Raw genomic sequence first — 18,180 nt, 5'->3', positions numbered from 1 at the left:
TCAGCGCTTGAGCAGTTCGACGACGCCGACGACGTCCTCGTGGCCGTGGCCGTCGGCGACCCGGCGCTGCATCAGCTCGTGCAGCGGCCGCAGCAGCTCGGCGCTGATGCCCTGCTCCTCCGCCGCGATGAAGTGGTTGGCGAACCCCGCCGCTTGCATGCCGAGGTTGGAGACCACGTTCTCGCCGTAGTCACCGGCGTCGATCTGCTCGGCCGCCGCAACGGGCCAGGTGACCATGCCCTGCAACCACTCGCTGAGCAGCGGAGCGAACTCCCGCGTCGAACCGCCGGTCGAGCGGACCAGCGCGAAGGCGTGCAGCGCGCCCGCGATCACCCCGTACATGCCGGAGAGCAGGGCGAGGTCCTGCAACGCCGCAGCACCCGCGTCGTCGCCGAGGTACCGGCTCTCGCCGAAGACGTCCAGCACAGTCCGCCAGGTCTCGAAGGCCCCGCTCGGGCCGCTGTAGAGCACGAACGCCGACGGAGTGGCGATCATCGGCGGAACCGCCATGATGCCGCCGTCGAGGTAGTCGGCACCGTGATCGGCCGCCCAGGCGGCCATCTCGCGAGCCTGCCCCGGCGTCCCGTTGGTCAGGTTGACCAGCGTGCGCCCGGCCAGCACATCGGTGTGCGGGGCGAGCACCTGGCCGACCGAGTCGTAGTCGAGCAGGCAGACCACCACCAGCTCGCTGGCCACGATCGCGTCCGCGGCGGTGTCCGCGCTGGTCGCGCCCCTGGCCACCAGCGGCTCGGCCTTGGCCGCCGTCCGGTTCCAGACCGTCACCCGGTGGCCCGCCGCGAGCAGAGCGCCCGCCAGCGCGGCTCCCATGTCACCGAGCCCGAGGACGCTCACGGCTTTCTGGTTCATCAGCTCTCCTTCCGCTGGCATCCACCCTGCTGGGGGCCGCGCACGGTCCGCGCACGATCGGCTGGGGGTGTCGGGTGCGCGGACTAGGGTGGGACCGTGCGTTTCGGAGTTCTCGGCCCGCTGGGGGTGTGGACCGCCGAGGGCGAACCGGTCGTGGTCCCCGAGGCGAAGGTCCGCGCGCTGCTCGCGGCGCTGCTGGCGCACGACGGCCCGGTGTCGGCCGATCGCCTGGTCGACGACCTGTGGGGCGCCGAGCCGCCCGGCAACCCGACCAACACGCTGCAGACCAAGGTCTCCCAGCTGCGCCGGGCCATCGGCCGCGAGCTGGTGACCTACCGCGCAGCCGGGTACGCGCTGGACGTCGACCAGGACTCCGTCGACGCGCACCGCTTCCGCCGTCTCGTCGCGCATGCCCGCACGACGGCGACACCGGATGCGCGGCGGGCGCTGCTGGCCGATGCCCTGGCGCTGTGGCGGGGGCCCGCGTTCGCCGACTTCGCCGACGAGCCGTTCGTCCAGGCCGCCCGGCAGCGGTTGGCCGAGGAGCACCTCGACGCGCTGGAGGAGTTCGCCGAGACCCGGCTGGAGCTGGGCGAGCACGCCGCTCTCGTCGGCGAGCTCGGTGAGCTGGTGGCCGCCAACCCGCTGCGCGAGCGGCTGCGGGCGCTGCACGTCCGAGCGCTCTACCGGGCCGGGCGGCAGAGCGAGGCGTTGGCCGGTCTGGCGGACCTGCGCGAGCGGTTGGCCGACGAGCTGGGCATCGACCCGAGCCCGGAGCTGGTCGAGCTCCAGCAGGCGATCCTGACCCAGGACACCTCGCTGGCTCCCCCGGCCACCGCCCCGCACAACCTGCCGGTGCCGGTCACCGACCTGGTCGGCCGGGACGGCGAGAGCGCCGAGGTGCTGGCGCTGCTGGGCTCGTCGCGGCTGGTCACGCTGACCGGTCCGGGCGGCGTGGGCAAGACGCGCCTGGCGATCGAATCCGCGCGCAGCGCGGTGTTCCGGGACGGCGTGCGGCTGGTCGAGCTGGCCGGTATCCAGCCCGGGGAGGACGCCACCTGCTCGCTGGAGCACGCCGTGCTCGCCGCGCTGGACGTGCAGGAGGCAACCCCTTCACCCACCGATCCGCTCGTGGACGCGTTGCGCGCGAAGGAGATCCTGCTGGTGCTCGACAACTGCGAGCACGTGATCACCTCCGCCGCGGCGGTGGTCGCGCGGCTGCTGCGGGCGGTGCCGGGGCTGCGGGTCCTCGCCACCAGCCGGGAGGCGCTGGGCATCGCGGGCGAGGTGCTGCTGCCGGTGCCGCCGCTGGCCGTGCCCGAGGCCGGTGCCGAGCTCGACGCCGTGCGCGCCTCGGCCGCGGTGCAGCTGTTCACCGCTCGCGCTGCCGCCACGACGCCGGGATTCGCCGTCACCGCCGACAACTCGGCCTCGGTGGCGGCGATCTGCCGACGGTTGGACGGCATCCCGCTGGCGCTGGAGCTGGCCGCCACGCGGGTCCGGGTCCTCGGTGCGGCGACGCTGGAGTCCAGGTTGGACGATCGCTTCGCGCTGCTGACCTCCGGCCACCGCGACGCGCCGGAGCGGCAGCGGACCCTGCAGGCGGTGATCGACTGGAGCTGGCAGCTGCTGCCGACCGCGGAGCGGATCGTGCTGCGCCGCTTGGCGATCCACCGCGACGGCTGCACCCTCGCCGCGGCCGAGGCGGTGTGCTCCGGCGACGGCGTCCGCCCGGTCGAGGTGCTCGACCTGCTGTCGCGGCTGGTGGACCGGTCCCTGGTGGTCGCCGCGGAGACCAGGACCGGTGAGCGCCGCTACCGGCTGCTGGACAGCGTCGCCGCCTACTGCCTGCAGCGGCTGCAGGAGGCCGAGGAGCACGACGTGCTGCGCCAGCGGCGCAACGACTACTACACCGCCTTCGCCGAGCGCGCCGAAGCCCAGCTGCGCGGCCCCGACCAGCGGCGCTGGCTCGAACTGCTGGACGCCGAGGCGGCCAACCTGCGCGCGGTGCTCGACGACGCCACCCCGGAAGTGGCGTTGCGGCTGGTCACCGCGCTGTGCTGGTACTGGTTCCTGCGGGGCAGGCTCAGCGAGGCCCGGCAGTCCCTCGCGGCGGCGCTGACCGGCTCCGGCCCGGCACGGGCCGAGGCGGCCGCGTGGTACGCGGGGATCGCGCTGCTGACCGGTGAACCGGTGGACCACGTCGAGGCGTGGCGGGGCATCCCCGACCGCGCGCGGCGCGCCCGAGCCCGCTGGTTCTTGGCGCACGCGCAGTACACGATCGCGGACCTGGCCGCGTCCGAGCCCGCAGTCGACGAGATGGTCGCGGAGTTCACCGAGCTGGAGGACCGCTGGGGGCTGGCTGCCGCGCTGGGCGACCGCTCGATGCACCTCATGGCCCGAGGCGACCTCGCCGCGGCGTCGAGCGCCGCGCAGCGGAGCGCCGAGCTCTTCCGGACCACCGGTGATCGCTGGGGGCTGGCGCAGGCGTCCTACGCGCTGGGCACGATCGCCGGGATCACCGGCGATTACGCCGCCGCCAAGCGCCACCACACCGAAGCCCTGCACGGCGCGGAAAGCATCGGCCTGTGGGCCGAGGTCGCCTACCAGACGGCCTGGCTCGGCCGGGTGGCGCTGCTCGAGCACGACTACCCGCGAGCGCGCGAGCTGCACGAACGGGCGATGACCGTGGCCGCCGAGCGCGGCTTCACCCCCGCCGAGATGTACGCCGAAACCGGATTGGCGCTGGGCGCGCGCCGCGAAGGCCGCTTCACCGACGCCGAGCGGCACCTGCGCCGCGTCCAGGAGTGGCACCGCCTGGTGGAGTTCGAGCCGGGCAACACGCTGATCCTGGTCGAGCTCGGCTTCCTCGCCGAGCAGCGGGGCGGTCTCGAAGCGGCCCGCGAGCACCACCTGGCGGCGCACCGGATCGCGCGCCACGTCGACGACCCGCGCGCGATCGCCCTGACCCTCGAAGGCCTGGCCGGTGCGGAAGCCGCGACCGCCCCGGAACGAGCGGCCCGCCTGCTCGGCGCGGCCGCAGCAGCACGCGCCTCGGTGGGCACACCCCTCCCCCGAGCCGAGCGAGGCGACGTGGACCGAATCACCGCCGAAGCGCGAAAAAGCTTGACCGACAACGACTTCGACCACGCCTTCGACCAGGGCGCGACCCACTTCCCGGCCGACCTGGACGCCCTGGTCGCTCCCCGGTGAACAACGCAGTGGTGCGGACTCCGCCAACGCCCCCTGGCCGATCGCCCACGGCACGTCGGACTCCGCAGTCGGCACGTCCCCGGGACCGACGCGATTTCAATGAGGTTTTTCCAACCTCGTTCTGAGTGGCGGTGCCGGTAGCGGAACCTCAGCGCCCGCCTGGACTCCGGGTGTCCAACTTTATGTATGCCAATACACGGCAGTTGGGCCGTCCTCGCCAGGCGAACGCTGAGAACCCGCGGCGGTGCAAGCTGCGAGGGTGGGCTATGCGCCTGCGGCGCATGCGACACCTGCCGACCGGTGCCGGTCGCCCTTCGCAGCTGCGGTCCACGGACAGGATGAACAAGTTCAATGGAAATCAGACATCCGATTTCCATTGAAATCGCGGGACCCCGGACCGAGCGCGTTGTCCACCGCCGTCGGTGTGTCGGGGCCCCGACACACCGCAGAACCGCAGTTTCAATATGGAACTGCGAATCCGCACGACCTCGGACCCCGCCGCAAAGGCGGACGGGCTTGGCGGCGGGTACCCGGGAGGGCGACCGTATAGTTGGGCTCCGTGTCAAGCGTTCACCTGCTGCCCATCAAGACAGCAGCGCTCATCTTCCCGTTGCTCGCGCTAGTCCTGTTCCTGCCCGCCGCGGTGGTCACCTACCGCAGGCACGGCATCATGTCGAGCTGGCGCACGCTGTCGTTCTACAGCTTCCTGTTCTACTCGCTGACCGCGTTCTTCATGACGCTGATCCCGCTGCCCTCGCAGGCGGTGGACGTGTGCGCGAAGTACCCGAAGATGGCGCACCCGGCGCTGACACCCGGCAACACCTTCGGCGACATCTGGAAGGAGGCCGGTGGTGAGGTCAGCTTCGGCGCCCTCGTGCTGCACAACCCGGCGGTGTGGCAGGCGACGCTGAACGTGGCGCTGCTGGTGCCGCTGGGCATGTACCTGCGCTACCACTTCAAGCGCGGCTTCCTCACCGCGGCCGCGATCGGCTTCGGCGTGTCGCTGTTCTTCGAGCTCACCCAGTACACCGGTGTGTGGGGCCTGTACGAGTGCCCGTACCGGCTGGCCGACGTGGACGACCTGATCACCAACACCTGCGGCGCGATGCTGGGCTGGTGGCTCGCCGGGCCGGTGACCCGCTTGCTGCCCACTTTGGACTCCATCGACGACGAGGCGCTGGCGAAGCGACCGGTGCCGCTCGGGCGGCGGCTGGTGGCGCTGCTGGTGGACCTGTGCGTCCTGCCGTTCGCAATGCTGTTCTGCGGACTGGTGTTCGCGCTCCTCGGCGTCGGCCCCCTCACCGGTCAGCTGCTGACGCTGCTGGTGTACTTCGTCCTGCTGCCCTGGGCGTTCGGCGGCACGCCGGGCAAGAAGCTGCTGCTGCTGAACCTGGTCGGCCCCGACGACGAGCGGCCCGCGCCGTGGCGGCTGCTGGTCCGGGCGATGCTGCTCGGAATCGCGGTGGTGCCCCTCGTGCTGATGCTGATGTCGGGCGTGCTGGCGGCCCTCAGCCTGCCGGGGGCGATCCTGGCCAGCGGCGCCAACGCGCTGATCAGCCAGCCGGGGGAACTGCTCGGCGCGCTGGCATCGCTCCCGAAATCCCTGCTGCTCGGCTTCCTGGTCGTCGCGGCGGGCGCCCTGCTGGTCGTGATCTTCTGGGTGGCCCTCTGGCGCCACCCGAAGCACTACGGCGTCCACGAGCTCCTGTCCGGGGTGCACAACAAGGCGCTCCCCCACAAGCGCGCCCGCCGCGCTGAACCCCCGGCGGAGGAACCCACCGCCTCGGCCTCGGCCGAGTGATTCAGCGGCGGCGCTTGGTGCGGAGGTAGTCCCCGACGACCGCGGCCCCCAGCCCGTCGGCGGAGGGGGCCAGCACCCGGCCGCCGCCGCGGCGGGCCAGCAGGTCCACGAACGCCGCCAGGCTCGGGTCCTCGCCCAGCATGAACACGCTCAGCGTCGTGCCCAACCGGGTCAGGGCGTCCACTTCGGACAGCGTCACCGCGAGGGTGTGCGGGTCCGGCGGGTACTGGAAGACGGCTTCGCCGTCGGGTTCCAGGTGGGCGGTCGGCTCGCCGTCGGTGACCACCAGCACCACCGGCTTGGCGTCCGGGTGGCGGCGCAGGTGGCGACCGGCCAGCAGCAGCGCGTGGTGCAGGTTGGTGCCCTGCTCCCAAACGCCTTCCAGCGCCGCGAGCTCACCGATGTCCACAGTGGATGCGTACCGGCCGAAGGTGACCAGCTGCAGGGCGTCGGAGCGGAACCGGGTGGCCACCAGGTGGTGCAGCGCCAGCGCGGTGCGCTTCATCGGCACCCAGCGCCCGTCCTGCACCATCGACCACGACGTGTCCACGCACAGCACCACGGCCGCCCGCGAGCGCTGCTCCGTCTCGGCGACCTCCAGGTCCGAGATGTCCAGCAGCGGCGAGTCGGCGCCTTCAGCCGCGCGGCGCAGAACCGCGTTGCGCACCGTCCGGGAGGCGTCCCACGGCTCGGAGTCGCCGTAGCTCCACGGCCGCGTGGTCCCGGTGAGCTCCCCCGCCGCCCCCGCGCGGTCGGTGTCGCGCTCCCCGCGCCGCGAGCGCAGCTGCGAGATCACCGAGCGCAGCGCGGTCTCGCCGAGCCGTCGCATCGCGCGCGGGCTCAGCCGCAGGCTGCCGTCGGGCGCGCGTTGCAGCATGCCCTGCCGACGCAGCTGCCGCTCGATCTCCGACAACCGCTGGGCGTCCACGACGGCCTGCGGGCCCAGCTGCCGCTCCAGCGCCTCCAGGTCGATGTCGGCCAGGCTCGCCCCGGGGTAGGACTGCCCGAGCTGCTCGGCCAACCGGTCCATCTCCCCGAGCTCGGCCATCGCCGCGGTCGCCTCCGCCAGCCCCATCGGCTGGTCGCCGCGGAACCGCGCCCGACCGGTCCAGTCCTCGCCCGGCCGCAGCTGCTGCAGCTGCCGGTCCAAGCGCTGCAACGCCTGCGCGATCCGCAGGTCGCCGAAGGCCTGCTGGGACAGCGCCAGCAGCTCGTCGCGCTGCTGCGCGCTCATCGAGTTCAGCAGCCGCTGGGCCGCGGCCGACCGCGCCGCGAGCGCGTCGATCAGCTCGTCGACGTTGCGCGGGTTCTCCGGGAAGAACTCGCCGTGCCGCGCCATGAACTGCTCGAACTTCTGCGGCACGTCCGAATCTCCGCGGGCGTGCGCGGCCAGCAGCGCCGACAGGTCGTCGAGCATCTCCCGCACCCGCTCGACGTCCTCGGGCCCGACCTGCTGCATCGCCTGCTTCATGCCCTGGAAGCGCTGCTCGAGGACCTCCGAGCCCAGCATCTGCTGGATCTCCTCGAAGGTCTCCCGCGCCTCCGGGGAGCGCCAGTCGTAGGTGGCCAGCTCGGCGACCTGCCCGGCCACGTCCGGCGGCAGCGCGTCCAGCTGCAGCTCGCGGAACCGCGCGTCCTCACCGGTGTCGGCGGCGAGCGCGAGCCGCTCCTGCTCCAGCGCCCGGTCCAGCAGCCGCCGCACCTCGGCGATCGTGCCGTCCAAGCGGTGGCGCCGCTGCAGCTCGCTGCGCCGCTGCCACAACCGGCGGCTGAGCTCGTCCAAGCCCGGGACGTCGCGGGTTCCGGTGCGCAGCAGCTCCTCCAGCGCGGCGCGCGGCGAAGCGCCCTCCATGACGTCGCGGCCGAGCTGGTCCAGCGCGGCGCGCAGGTCCACCGGCGGTTCCAGCGGGTCGGCCCCGCCGTGCCACGCGTCGTACCGGAACCGCCGGGACATCAGCTGTACACCGACCTGTCGTCCTCGGCGTCCTTGCCCAGCTTCTTGGCCAGGAACAGCGATTCCAGCGCCAGCTCCACCGCGCTGGCGATGCGCCCGGGCGGATCACCGGCCCGCACCTCGAGCCGCTCGGCGACCTGGTGCAGCACCGGCAGCTCCGGCAGCGCGGTCAGCACGTCGTGCCCGGACACCCGCTCCCCGGTGGCCACCGGGTGGCCGTCGGCCACCGCCTGGGCCAGCGACTGCAGGTCCAGCCCGGCGAACAGGCCGCGCGCGGTGTCGGCCACCGAGCGGCGCAGCAGGTAGCCGAGCAGCTCGTCCTCGCGCCCCTCCTCACCGGCCTCGAACTCGATCTTGCCGCGCAGCACCGCGGGCACCGCCGCCAGGTCGACCGGGCGCGCCACCGCCGGGTGCTCGCCGGTCACCGCGGCGCGGTGCAGCGCGGCGGCCGAGACGGTCTCGGCGGCGGCGATGGCGAACCGGGCCGACACCCCGGAGCGCTGGTCCACCGCGCTGGACTCGCGCAGGTGGCCGACGAACCGGGCGAGCACCTCCAGCAGGTGGTCGCCGACCTCGGCGGGCAGGTCCGCCTCCTGGCGCACCAGCGCCACCTCGTCGTCGACGTCCAGCGGGTAGTGGGTGCGGATCTCGGCGCCGAAGCGGTCCTTCAGCGGGGTAATGATCCGGCCCCGGTTGGTGTAGTCCTCGGGGTTGGCGGTGGCGACCACCAGCACGTCCAGCGGCAGCCGCAGGCTGTAGCCGCGGATCTGGATGTCGCGCTCCTCCATCACGTTCAGCAGCGCGACCTGGATGCGCTCGGCCAGGTCCGGCAGCTCGTTGACGGTCACGATGCCGCGGTGCGCGCGGGGCACGAGTCCGAAGTGGATGGTCTCCGGATCGCCCAGCGAGCGGCCCTCGGCGACCTTGACCGGGTCGACGTCGCCGACCAGGTCGCCGACCGAGGTGTCCGGGGTGGCCAGCTTCTCCGCGTAGCGCTCGCTGCGGTGCCGCCAGGCCACCGGCAGCTCGTCGCCGAGCTCGGCGGCCCGCCGCCGGGAGGCCGGGGTGATCGGCTGCAGCGGGTGCTCGCCGAGCTCCGAGCCGTCGATGACCGGGGTCCACTCGTCCAGCAGTTCGGTGAGGCCGCGCAGCAGCCGGGTCTTGCCCTGCCCGCGCTCGCCGAGCAGCACCACGTCGTGCCCGGCGATCAGCGCGCGCTCCAGCTGCGGCAGCACGGTCCGGTCGAAGCCGACGATGCCGGGCCACAGCGCGCGGCCGGAGCGCAGCGCGGTCAGCAGGTTCGCGCGCAGCTCGGCCTTCACGCTGCGCGGAGCGTGGCCGCTGGCCCGCAGCTCCCCCGCGGTGCGGGGCAGGCCAGGGGGTGGGGTCGGGTTCGTCACCCTCCCGACGCTACCCGGCGGGACCGACGCACGCCGGGATAGCAGAAGGGTTTTCGCATCCCGGACAGCTGGGCGACGCCTACGACGTGTAGAAACACCAGGTACCCGATGAGCGCGAGGAGGGATCCCGGTGGAGATCGAGGTGGACCCCGGCGAAGTCGGCTTCGACGCGGCCCGGCTGCGGCGCATCGACCGGCACTTCGCCCAGTACGTCGAAGCGGGCGAGCTGCCCGGCTGGCTGGTCCTGGTCGCCCGCGGCGGCAAGATCGCGCACCTGGCCACCCACGGCATGCGCGACGTCGAGAGCGGCGCCCCGGTGCGGCCGGACACCCTGTTCCGGATCTACTCGATGACCAAGCCGATCACCTCGACGGCGATCATGATGCTGCACGAGGAGGGCGCCTTCGAGCTCACCGACCCGGTCAGCGACTTCATCCCGTCCTTCGCCGACCTGCGCGTCTACACCGGCGGCACCGCCCGCGCCCCGCAGACCCGCCCGGCGGGCGAGGAGATGCGGATCTGGCACCTGCTGACCCACACCTCGGGGCTCACCTACGCGTTCCACTACCTGCACCCGGTGGACGAGCTCTACCGGCGCGCCGGTTTCGAGTACGGCATGGCCGCGGACCTGGACCTGGCCGGTTGCTGCGACGAGTGGGCGTCGCTGCCGCTGCTGTTCGACCCCGGCACGGCCTGGAACTACTCGGTGGCCACCGACGTGCTCGGCCGGATCGTCGAGGTGGCCTCCGGGCAGACCCTCGACGAGTTCTTCCGCACCCGCATCTTCGAACCGCTGGGCATGACCGACACCGGGTTCGCGGTGGACCGCGCGGACGCCGACCGGCTGGCCACCCTGTACGTGGCCGACCCGCAGGGCCGGGCCCGGCGCCACCCCCGGCACGACGAGGCGTTCGAGGCGGCCTTCGAGCTGCCCAAGGCGCTCTCCGGCGGCGGCGGGCTGTTCTCCTCGGCGAACGACTACCACCGGTTCACCCAGATGCTGCTGCGCCGCGGCGAGCTGGACGGCGCCCGGCTGCTGGGCAGCCGCACGGTCGACTACATGACCCGCAACCACCTGCCCGGCGGGGCCGACCTGGAGACCCTGGCGCTCGGCGCGTTCTCCGAGGCGGCCAACGCGGGCAAGGGCTTCGGCCTGGGCTTCTCGGTGCTGGAGGACCCGGTGGCGGGCAAGGTGCTCGGCTCGGCGGGCGAGTTCGCCTGGGGCGGCCTGGCCAGCACGGCGTTCTGGGTCGACCCGGCGGAGGACCTGACGGTCCTGTTCCTGACCCAGCTGATGCCCTCCAGCACCCACCCGATCCGCTCCCAGCTCCACCAGCTCGTCTACCAGGCCCTGGTGGACTGAAGGCGCTGTCCCGCCTCTCCGCGATTCACAGTTGTGGTTGCGATCGGGGGCGATCTCGCGTTTTCGGGGTTTCTTGTGGCGGGGTTGCGTCACGGTCCCCTGAGGTGCGGTTGGGCGGGGCTCGGGACTGGGCAGGGCAGAGGCGTCCCGGGGCGGCTGTGTGCCAGCTTTGCCCACAACTGACCGGCCGTTCCGGGGGCGGTGGGGTGTCAGCTTTGGGCAAAACTGACACCCCACGCCGGGCTCGCCGAAGCCCTGCGTCAGGCGGTCAGGACGCGGGATTCGCCGACGGCGAGGTCCCAGAGCTGCTCCGGGTCGCGGCCCGCTTCGCGCCAGGCCTTGCGGACCCGGACCAGCGGCTCCACGACCGGTTCGCGGGTCAGCACGAAGGTGCCCCAGTGCATCGTCGCCGCGTAGGTCGCCCCCAGGTCCGCGACGGCCTGGACGGCCTCCTCCGGGTCCATGTGCACCGGCTTCATGAACCAGCGCGGGTCGTACGCGCCGATCGGCACCATCGCCACGTCGATGCCCGGGTACCGCTGCGCGATCTCGGCGAAGTGCGGTCCGTAGCCGGTGTCCCCGGCGAAGTAGACGCGGTGCCGCGGCCCGGTGATCACCCAGCTGCCCCACAGGCTCCGGCAGGTGTCGCGGGGCCCGCGACGGCTCCAGTGCCGGGCCGGGGCGAAGTCGAAGGTCAGCCCGGCCACCTCCGCGGACTGCCACCAGTCCAGCTCGACGACCTCGGTGAAGCCGCGCCGCCGGAACCAGCGGCCCAGCCCGGCGGGCACCAGCACCGGCGTCGACCGCGGCAGCCGCTGGATCGTCGGGGCGTCCAGGTGGTCGTAGTGGTTGTGGCTGATCACCACCGCGTCGATCGGCGGCAGCTCGCTGAACGCCACGCCGGGCGGGGTCAACCGCCGCGGCACGCCGGGGATCCGCGCCGACCACACCGGGTCGGTGAGCACCGCGGCCCCGCCCGTCCGCAGCACGTACGTCGAGTGCCCGACCCAGCTCAGCGCGGTGTCCTGCGCGGCCACCGGGGCCAGCCCGCTGCGCAGCACCGGGATCCGGTCGGCGTCCTCCACCCGCCCCCGGAACCCGCCGGTCCACATCAGCCGCATCACGTCCCGGAAGCTGGGCAGCGGGGCGTGCAGACGATCTGCGTAGGAGGGCTGGACCTTCACCGGCTGGTACTGGGTTCGCACCACCCCAGATTGCCCTGCGCGCCCCAGCCGCCGCACCCGCAGCGCTCGGCGATCACAGTTTCAACGGAAACTGCGGCGGGCGTCCGGCTCACCCGGGAAGGCCCGTCCCGCTACGCCGCCGGGGTTTCGCCGTGCGCCCCGGTGAACATGGCGATGATGTTCTCCGGGGCGCTCATGCAGAGTTCGAGGACGCGGTCCGCCTCGTCGGCCGTCGTGGCGCTGCGGTGGAACATGGTCCGCTCGAACTCGGCCAGCGCGCCTTCGACGTCGTCCGGCCGGGCGGCCAGGGCCTTGCCCAGTTCCGCACCGTCGAGCATGGCGAGGTTGGCGCCCTCACCGGCTGGCACCATGAGGTGCGCCGCATCGCCGATCAGGGTGACACCTGCGGTGCGCTCCCAGCGGTGGTCGCCGGGCAGGGTGTGCAGGGGCCGCAGCACCGGCGCGGTCTCGCCGTCGGTGATCAACGCGCGCAACTGCGGTGCCCACCCGTCGAACTCGGCGGCCACCCGGGCCCGCACGGCTTCGGGATCGGCGGGGTCGAGGGAGTCGATCCACTCCTGGGGTTTGCGCAGCTGGGCGTAGGTGTGCAGGGTGCCGCCGGGTTCCCGGTGCGCGGCGATGCCCTTGCCGGGCGCGGGGACGAAGAGCGAGCCGTCGCCGACGGCCCTGGCCGCGGCGGGGTGGCGGGTGTCGCCGTCGAACAGGTACGTCTCGACGAACACCGCGTCGGCGTAGGCGGGTTTCGCCGCCGACAGCAGGGGTCGCACGCGCGACCACGCGCCGTCCGCGCCGACCAGCAGCTCGGTGGTCGCGGTCGCGCCGTTGGCGAAGGTGAGTTCGTGCCGACCGCCGCCGAGGGAGCGGGCTTCGACGAGCTTGTGCCCCCAGCGGACGGTCCCGGCGGGCAGCGAGTCGAGCAGCGTCCTGCGCAGCGCGCCGCGACGCACCTCGGGGCGCCTGCCCAGCCCGTCGTCGGGTTGGTCGAACAGCACGCTGCCGTCGGTGCCGAGCACCCGGGTCGCCTCCGCGCCCGCGAGGATCAGGTCTTGGAACTCCTCGAACAGCCCGGCGTCTTTGAGCGCGAGCTGTCCGTCGGTGTCGTGGATGTCGAGCATGCCGCCCTGCGTGCGGGCGGTGGGTGATTCCTCCCCCTCGTAGACGGTGACGGGGATCTGGTGGAGGTGCAGGACGCGGGCGAGCACGAGCCCGCCGAGCCCCGCCCCGACGATGGTGGTTGTCATGACCAACTCCTTTGGAACGCTGTTCCACTCAGATTGGAACGTCGTTCCACCGTGTGTCAAGATGACCCCATGCCGGGAAGCACACGTCACACCGGGCGCCGCGCGGACGCCCTGACCAAGCAGCGCATCGTCGAGGTGGCGGTGGCGATCCTCGACGCCGACGGCGAGCGCGGCTTGAACTTCCGCAGGCTCGGCCGGGAGCTGCGCACCGGCCCCGGCGCGATCTACCACCACGTGGCCAACAAGGACGAGCTGCTCAGCGCGGCGACCGAGGTGGTGCTGGAACCGGCGGTGACCGCCGCCGACAGCGCGCGCGGCCGGGACGCGGTCCGCACGGTCGCGCTCGCCGTGTTCGACGCGATCGACGCGCACCCGTGGGCGGGCACGCACCTCTCGCTCACCCCGACGCACTCGGCGTTGCTGCGGATCTTCGAATGCATCGGCGGGCACGTCCGAACCCTCGGCATTCCGCGCTCCGCCGAGTTCGCCTCCGCATCGGCGCTGCTCAACTACATCCTGGGCGTGGGTGGGCAGAACGCCGCCAACGCCCGGCTGGCACCGGCCGATTCCGACCGCGGGGACTTCCTGACGGCGACCGCGGCGAGTTGGGCCGATCTGGACGCCGAGCGCTTCCCGTTCACCCGCGATGTCGCCGACCAGCTGCGGGAGCACGACGACCGGGAGCAGTTCCTGGCGGGCATCGATCTCATCCTCGACGGCATCCGCGCACTCGGCGCGAAGCGTTGAGCGGTCCGGACGGACACGCGCGCGAGGTCAGAAGGCGGGCCAGGGGATCGCGGGCCAGTCGCCGGAGGGCGCCGGGAACACCCCGGCCTCCAGCAGGCGTTCGATCCGGGCGCTGATCGCCTGGATCTCCTTCGGCGTGATGTGCTCGGCCAACCGCACCGCCAGGTCGCCCTCCAGCAGGGCGCGCAGCTCGCCGAGGCGGTCGACGGCGTCGTCCGGCAGCGGCTGGCCGATCCAGCCCCACAGCACGGTGCGCAGCTTGTCGTCGGTGTTCAGGCTGACGCCGTGGTCCACGCCCAGCACCCGGCCGTCCGGGGCGTGCAGGATGTGCCCGCCCTTCCGGTCGGCGTTGTTGATCACCACGTCGAGCACCGCCAGGCGCCGCAGCTGCTCGTGGTTGGCGTGCGCCAGCACGACGGGATCACCGTGGTGGTCCTGGGCGCGCAGCACCGGCAACCAGCCGTCCGGCACCTCGCCCGGGGCGACGATGTCGACCAGCCCGGAGTCCTCCTCGACGTCCACCCACAGCTGCACCATGCCCGGCCCGAACGGGCCGTCGCGCAGCACCGTGGGCGGGATCAGGTCCCAGCCGGTGGCCTCGGCGAGCAGGTAGGAGCCGACCTCGCGACCGGCCAGCGTCCCGTCCGGGAAGTCCCACAGCGGGCGCTCCCCGCGCACCGGCTTGTAGACGCACTCGGCGGACAGCCCGTCGATCTCGATCCCGCAGAACAGCGTCGCGTTCGACGCCTCCACCAGCCGCCCCTGGACGTCCAGCTCACCGCGCCGGAGCAGCTCGTGGACCGCCGGATCACCGGCGCGCACGCTCGTCAGTCCTCTTCCGAACGGCGGTAGCCGTTCTGGCGCGGGCAGATGTGGCCGCTGGGGTCCAGCGGCTCGGCGCACAGCGGGCACGGCTTGCGACCGGCGTTGATGACGCGCTCGGCGCGCTCGGCGAACGCCCGCGCGTGCACGGGGCTGAGGAACACCCGCAGCGCGTCCGGGCCCTCCTCGGTGTCGTCGAGCACCACCGACTCGTCGATCTCCTCGTCGGTGACGGCGAGCAGCTCGACCACCACCGCCTCGGTCTCGGCGTCCCAGCCCAGCCCCATGGTCCCGACCCGGAACTCCTCGTCGACCGGCACCTGCAGCGGGTCGGTGTCGACGAGCTCGTCCGGGGTCTGGTCGGGCAGGTCGGCGTGGAAGCGCCGCTGCACCTCCTCCAGCAGCGCGCCGATGCGTTCGGCCAGCACCGACACCTGCTGCTTCTCGAGCTGCACGCTCACCGTGCGGACGTCCTCGGACGCCTGCAGGTAGAAGGTGCGCTCACCGGGTTCCCCGACCGTTCCGGCGACGAATCGGTCGGGTTGACGGAAGACGTGGATGACACGAGCCATGACCCCTCCGACACTAGGCCACCGAGCGCACGCGGTGCGCGGCTGGCCCCCGTTTTGTTCATCACCGCCGCACCACGTGCCGGTCTACCCGCAGGACCCGCCCGCCGACCACCTGTTTCGGCGATGTTCGCCGTTGGCGAACTGCGGCGGGCCGGGCCCGGTGCCGATACTCTCGCGGCAGTGGTCAAGATCGCGGGATGGAGCACGCCGATGAGCATGCGCGAACTGCGCCGCCCGCCGAGGCTGCGCAGCGGTGACACGGTAGCGCTGGTCGCCCCGGCCGGGCCGGTGCCCGAGGACCTGCTCGACGCCGGGCTGGCCCACCTGCGCTCCTGGGGCCTGCAGGTGCGCGTCGGCAAGCACGTCCGCGACCGCCACCCGCGGCTGGACTACCTGGCGGGCACCGACGCCGACCGCGCCGCCGACCTGCAGGAGGCGTGGTGCGACCCGGAGGTGACCGCGGTGTTCTGCGCGCGCGGCGGCTACGGCAGCATGCGGGTCCTGGACCACCTGGACTGGACCGAGATGGCCGCGGCCGGGCCGAAGGTGTTCACCGGCTCCAGCGACATCACCGCCCTGCACGACGCCGTCGCCACCCAGCTCGGCCTGGTCACGGTGTTCGGCCCGATGGTCGCCACGAAGGCGTTCGCGGAGGACGCGGCGGCGCGGGAGCACCTGCGCCGCACCCTGTTCCAGCCCGAGTCGGTCACCATCCTGACCCGCTCCACCGCGGGCGCCCTCGTGCGCGGGCGCGCCCGCGGCACCACCTACGGCGGCAACCTCAGCATCGTCGCGGCTTCGCTCGGCGCCCCCGACGCGCCCACCCCGCCGGAGCGCGGCATCGCGCTGCTGGAGGACATCACCGAATCCCCCTACCAGCTGGACCGGTTCGTCACCCAGCTGCTGCGCGCGGGCTGGTTCGACCACGCAGCGGGCATCGCGCTCGGCTCGTGGACCGAGTGCGGCCCGCTCGAAGAGGTCCGCGCGGTGATGTCGGACCTGCTGGGCGGCCTGGGCGTGCCGATCCTGTGGGAGCTCGGCTTCGGCCACTGCGCCGCGCAGCGCACCATCCCGCTCGGCGTCGCCGCCGAGCTCGACACCGACGCCCAACGCCTCTCCGTCCTGCAACCGGCCCTGCTCTGAACGACCCCGCGATTTCAATGGAAATCGGAGGTCCGATTTCCATTGAAATTGTTCATCCTGCCCGTGGACCGCAGCTGCGAAGGGCGACCGGCACCGATCGGCGAGGGGCGCACGCGCCGCAGGCGCATAGCCCACCCTCGCAGCTTGCACCGCCGCGGGTTCTCAGCGTTCGCCTGGCGAGGACGGCCCTGACGCCGTGTATCGGTCATACACAAGTCAGGGCACCCGGAGTCCAGGCGGGCGCTGAGGTTCCGCCACCGGCACCGCCACGCAGAACGAGGCTGGAAAAACCTCAATGAAATCGCGTTGGACCTGTCTCCGGTCACGCCCCGGCCTTGCGCCGGGCGTAGTGCTGGCGGGCCTTGGCCCGGTTGCCGCAGCGCGCCATCGAGCACCACTGCCGGTTGCGGGCCGGCGAGGTGTCCAGGAAGCGGAGCCCGCAGCGGTGGAACGCGCAGACCGCCACGCGCGGGAACGGCTCGGTGGCCAGCAGCTCGATCGCGTCGACGGCCACCGCCGCCAGCGCCGCCCGCACCGGGTCGCGCGGCTCCGGCCGGAACGCCGCGACGGAGCCGTCCCGGCCCACGCGCAGCTGGACCGCCTCGCGGTTCTCCCCGCGGGCCGCTTCGTTGATCAGCTCCACGTCGGCTCCGGCGATGGCCGCGCCCTCCGCGCGGGCCCGCACCGCCCGGTCGATCGCCTCCCGGAGCTCCACCGCGCTCGCCACGTGCGCCTCCGAGGGCTGGCCGTCGGCGCCGAGCCCGACCTCGCGCAGCCATTCGGCCAGCAGGTCCGGGGACACCAGCAGCTCGCGGCCGCCGCGGTAGCGGTCGCGCAGCGTGTTGACCAGGTCGAGGCAGAGCCGACCGCCGTCGCGCACCCAGTCGCTCATCCTTGCCCTTCCCGCTGCTCCCGATCTAGCATCCTAGTCTCTAACCCCCTTAGACAGTTAGAAACGGAGCCGATCGATGCCGTCCCAGGAAGTCGCCCAGGTCAACGGGCTGCGCATGCACTACGCGCGGGCGGGCAGCGGGCCCGGGCTGGTGCTGCTGCACGGCTGGCCGCAGACCAGCCACTGCTGGCGCAAGCTGATCCCGGAGCTGGCCCGCACGCACACCGTGATCGCGCCGGACCTGCGCGGCTACGGCCGCACCGACAAGCCGCGCGGCGGCTACGACAAGCGCACGATGGCCTCCGACGTGTCCGAGCTGGTGGCCTCGCTGGGCTTCGAGTCGGTCGGCGTGGTCGGCCACGACCGCGGCGCGCGGGTGGCGCACCGCTGGGGCCTGGACCGCCCGGACCAGGTCGAACGGGTGGCCCTGCTGGACATCGTGCCGACCCGCGAGATGTGGCGGCGGATGGACGCCGAGGCGGGCACGGCCTACTGGCACTGGCTGTTCCACCTGCAGCCGGACCTGCCGGAGCTCCTGGCAGGCAAGGACGTCGCGGGCTACCTCGGGTACTTCTTCGAGCGCTGGACGGTCAACCGGCACGGCCTGGAGCCCGAGGCGATCGACGAGTACGTCCGCGCGTTCTCCGCGCCGGGAGCGCTGCGCGCCGGTTTCGACGACTACCGCGCGTCGTTCCCGCTCGACAGCGAGCACGACGACGCCGACGCCGCAGCGGGCCGCAAGCTGACCATGCCGGTGCTCGCGCTCTGGGGCTCGGCGGGCCTGCCCGCGAAGCTGCCGATGCGCGACATCTGGCGCGAGTACGCCGAGGACGTCTCCTGCGCCGAGATCGCCGACTGCGGGCACTTCCTGCCCGAGGAGCGCCCGGAGCAGGTCCTGGCGCACCTGCGGGAATTCCTGGCACCCGCGGCGTAGTTGATAGCGTCGTCGGCGAACCGAGA

The 18,180-nt window shown here is 72.9% G+C and carries 14 protein-coding genes; 6 read left to right on the top strand and 8 right to left on the bottom strand.

The window, feature by feature from the left end; genetic code table 11:
- Nucleotides 1-867: an NAD(P)-dependent oxidoreductase gene (locus tag F1721_RS19595; protein ID WP_150068152.1), complete on the bottom strand. Its 867-nt coding sequence runs from the start codon at nt 865-867 to the stop codon at nt 1-3.
- A 96-nt stretch (nt 868-963) separates the two neighbouring features.
- On the opposite strand from F1721_RS19595, the gene F1721_RS19590 reads away from it, so the two are divergent.
- The gene (locus F1721_RS19590; RefSeq protein WP_150068151.1) at nt 964-4,080 is read left to right on the top strand and encodes an AfsR/SARP family transcriptional regulator; all 3,117 of its coding nucleotides are present in this window, start codon (nt 964-966) and stop codon (nt 4,078-4,080) included.
- A 559-nt stretch (nt 4,081-4,639) separates the two neighbouring features.
- On the top strand, nt 4,640-5,881 hold the full coding sequence (locus F1721_RS19585; RefSeq protein WP_150068150.1) for a VanZ family protein: 1,242 nt from the start codon (nt 4,640-4,642) through the stop codon (nt 5,879-5,881).
- 1 nt (nt 5,882) lies between these two features.
- On the opposite strand, the gene F1721_RS19580 is transcribed toward F1721_RS19585, so the two are convergent.
- On the bottom strand, nt 5,883-7,835 hold the full coding sequence (locus tag F1721_RS19580) for a vWA domain-containing protein (protein WP_150068149.1): 1,953 nt from the start codon (nt 7,833-7,835) through the stop codon (nt 5,883-5,885).
- On the bottom strand, nt 7,835-9,235 hold the full coding sequence (locus F1721_RS19575; RefSeq protein ID WP_150068148.1) for a sigma 54-interacting transcriptional regulator: 1,401 nt from the start codon (nt 9,233-9,235) through the stop codon (nt 7,835-7,837). Before F1721_RS19575 ends, F1721_RS19580 begins: the two co-directional genes overlap by 1 nt.
- Before the next feature lie 124 nt (nt 9,236-9,359).
- Between F1721_RS19575 and F1721_RS19570 the strand changes: the two genes are divergently transcribed.
- Nucleotides 9,360-10,598 carry a serine hydrolase domain-containing protein gene (locus tag F1721_RS19570; RefSeq protein WP_150068147.1) on the top strand — a complete coding sequence of 413 codons (1,239 nt, stop codon included), beginning with the start codon at nt 9,360-9,362 and terminating at the stop codon, nt 10,596-10,598.
- Between the two features lie 260 nt (nt 10,599-10,858).
- Here the strand turns inward: F1721_RS19570 and F1721_RS19565 are convergent, their stop codons facing one another.
- Both F1721_RS19565 and F1721_RS19560 read right to left on the bottom strand, forming a co-directional pair.
- Nucleotides 10,859-11,803: an MBL fold metallo-hydrolase gene (locus F1721_RS19565; RefSeq protein ID WP_246155160.1), complete on the bottom strand. Its 945-nt coding sequence runs from the start codon at nt 11,801-11,803 to the stop codon at nt 10,859-10,861.
- Nucleotides 11,804-11,913: 110 nt separating this feature from the next.
- Nucleotides 11,914-13,044 (bottom strand): FAD-dependent oxidoreductase, encoded by a 1,131-nt coding sequence (locus tag F1721_RS19560; protein ID WP_150068146.1) that lies wholly within the window; start codon nt 13,042-13,044, stop codon nt 11,914-11,916.
- Nucleotides 13,045-13,113: 69 nt separating this feature from the next.
- Here F1721_RS19560 and F1721_RS19555 point away from each other — a divergent pair, with 69 nt between their 5' ends.
- Complete coding sequence (locus tag F1721_RS19555) at nt 13,114-13,791, top strand: TetR/AcrR family transcriptional regulator (protein ID WP_150068145.1); 678 nt, start codon at nt 13,114-13,116, stop codon at nt 13,789-13,791.
- A 27-nt stretch (nt 13,792-13,818) separates the two neighbouring features.
- Here F1721_RS19555 and F1721_RS19550 read toward each other — a convergent pair whose 3' ends face one another.
- Both F1721_RS19550 and F1721_RS19545 read right to left on the bottom strand, forming a co-directional pair.
- Nucleotides 13,819-14,613, bottom strand: a complete 795-nt coding sequence (locus F1721_RS19550; RefSeq protein WP_150068144.1) for an SCO1664 family protein — start codon at nt 14,611-14,613, stop codon at nt 13,819-13,821.
- 5 nt (nt 14,614-14,618) lie between these two features.
- Nucleotides 14,619-15,185, bottom strand: a complete 567-nt coding sequence (locus F1721_RS19545; protein WP_150068143.1) for a DUF3090 domain-containing protein — start codon at nt 15,183-15,185, stop codon at nt 14,619-14,621.
- Between the two features lie 210 nt (nt 15,186-15,395).
- Here F1721_RS19545 and F1721_RS19540 point away from each other — a divergent pair, with 210 nt between their 5' ends.
- Nucleotides 15,396-16,328, top strand: coding sequence for a S66 peptidase family protein (locus tag F1721_RS19540; RefSeq protein WP_150068142.1), 933 nt, complete (start codon nt 15,396-15,398; stop codon nt 16,326-16,328).
- Between the two features lie 322 nt (nt 16,329-16,650).
- Here the strand turns inward: F1721_RS19540 and F1721_RS19535 are convergent, their stop codons facing one another.
- On the bottom strand, nt 16,651-17,220 hold the full coding sequence (locus F1721_RS19535; RefSeq protein WP_150068141.1) for a CGNR zinc finger domain-containing protein: 570 nt from the start codon (nt 17,218-17,220) through the stop codon (nt 16,651-16,653).
- Between the two features lie 76 nt (nt 17,221-17,296).
- Between F1721_RS19535 and F1721_RS19530 the strand changes: the two genes are divergently transcribed.
- Nucleotides 17,297-18,154 carry an alpha/beta fold hydrolase gene (locus F1721_RS19530; RefSeq protein WP_150068140.1) on the top strand — a complete coding sequence of 286 codons (858 nt, stop codon included), beginning with the start codon at nt 17,297-17,299 and terminating at the stop codon, nt 18,152-18,154.
- Nucleotides 18,155-18,180 lie beyond the last annotated feature (26 nt).

The sequence above is a fragment of the Saccharopolyspora hirsuta genome (assembly GCF_008630535.1).
Lineage (GTDB): Bacteria > Actinomycetota > Actinomycetes > Mycobacteriales > Pseudonocardiaceae > Saccharopolyspora > Saccharopolyspora hirsuta.
This window is presented reverse-complemented; position numbering and strand designations above follow the sequence as displayed.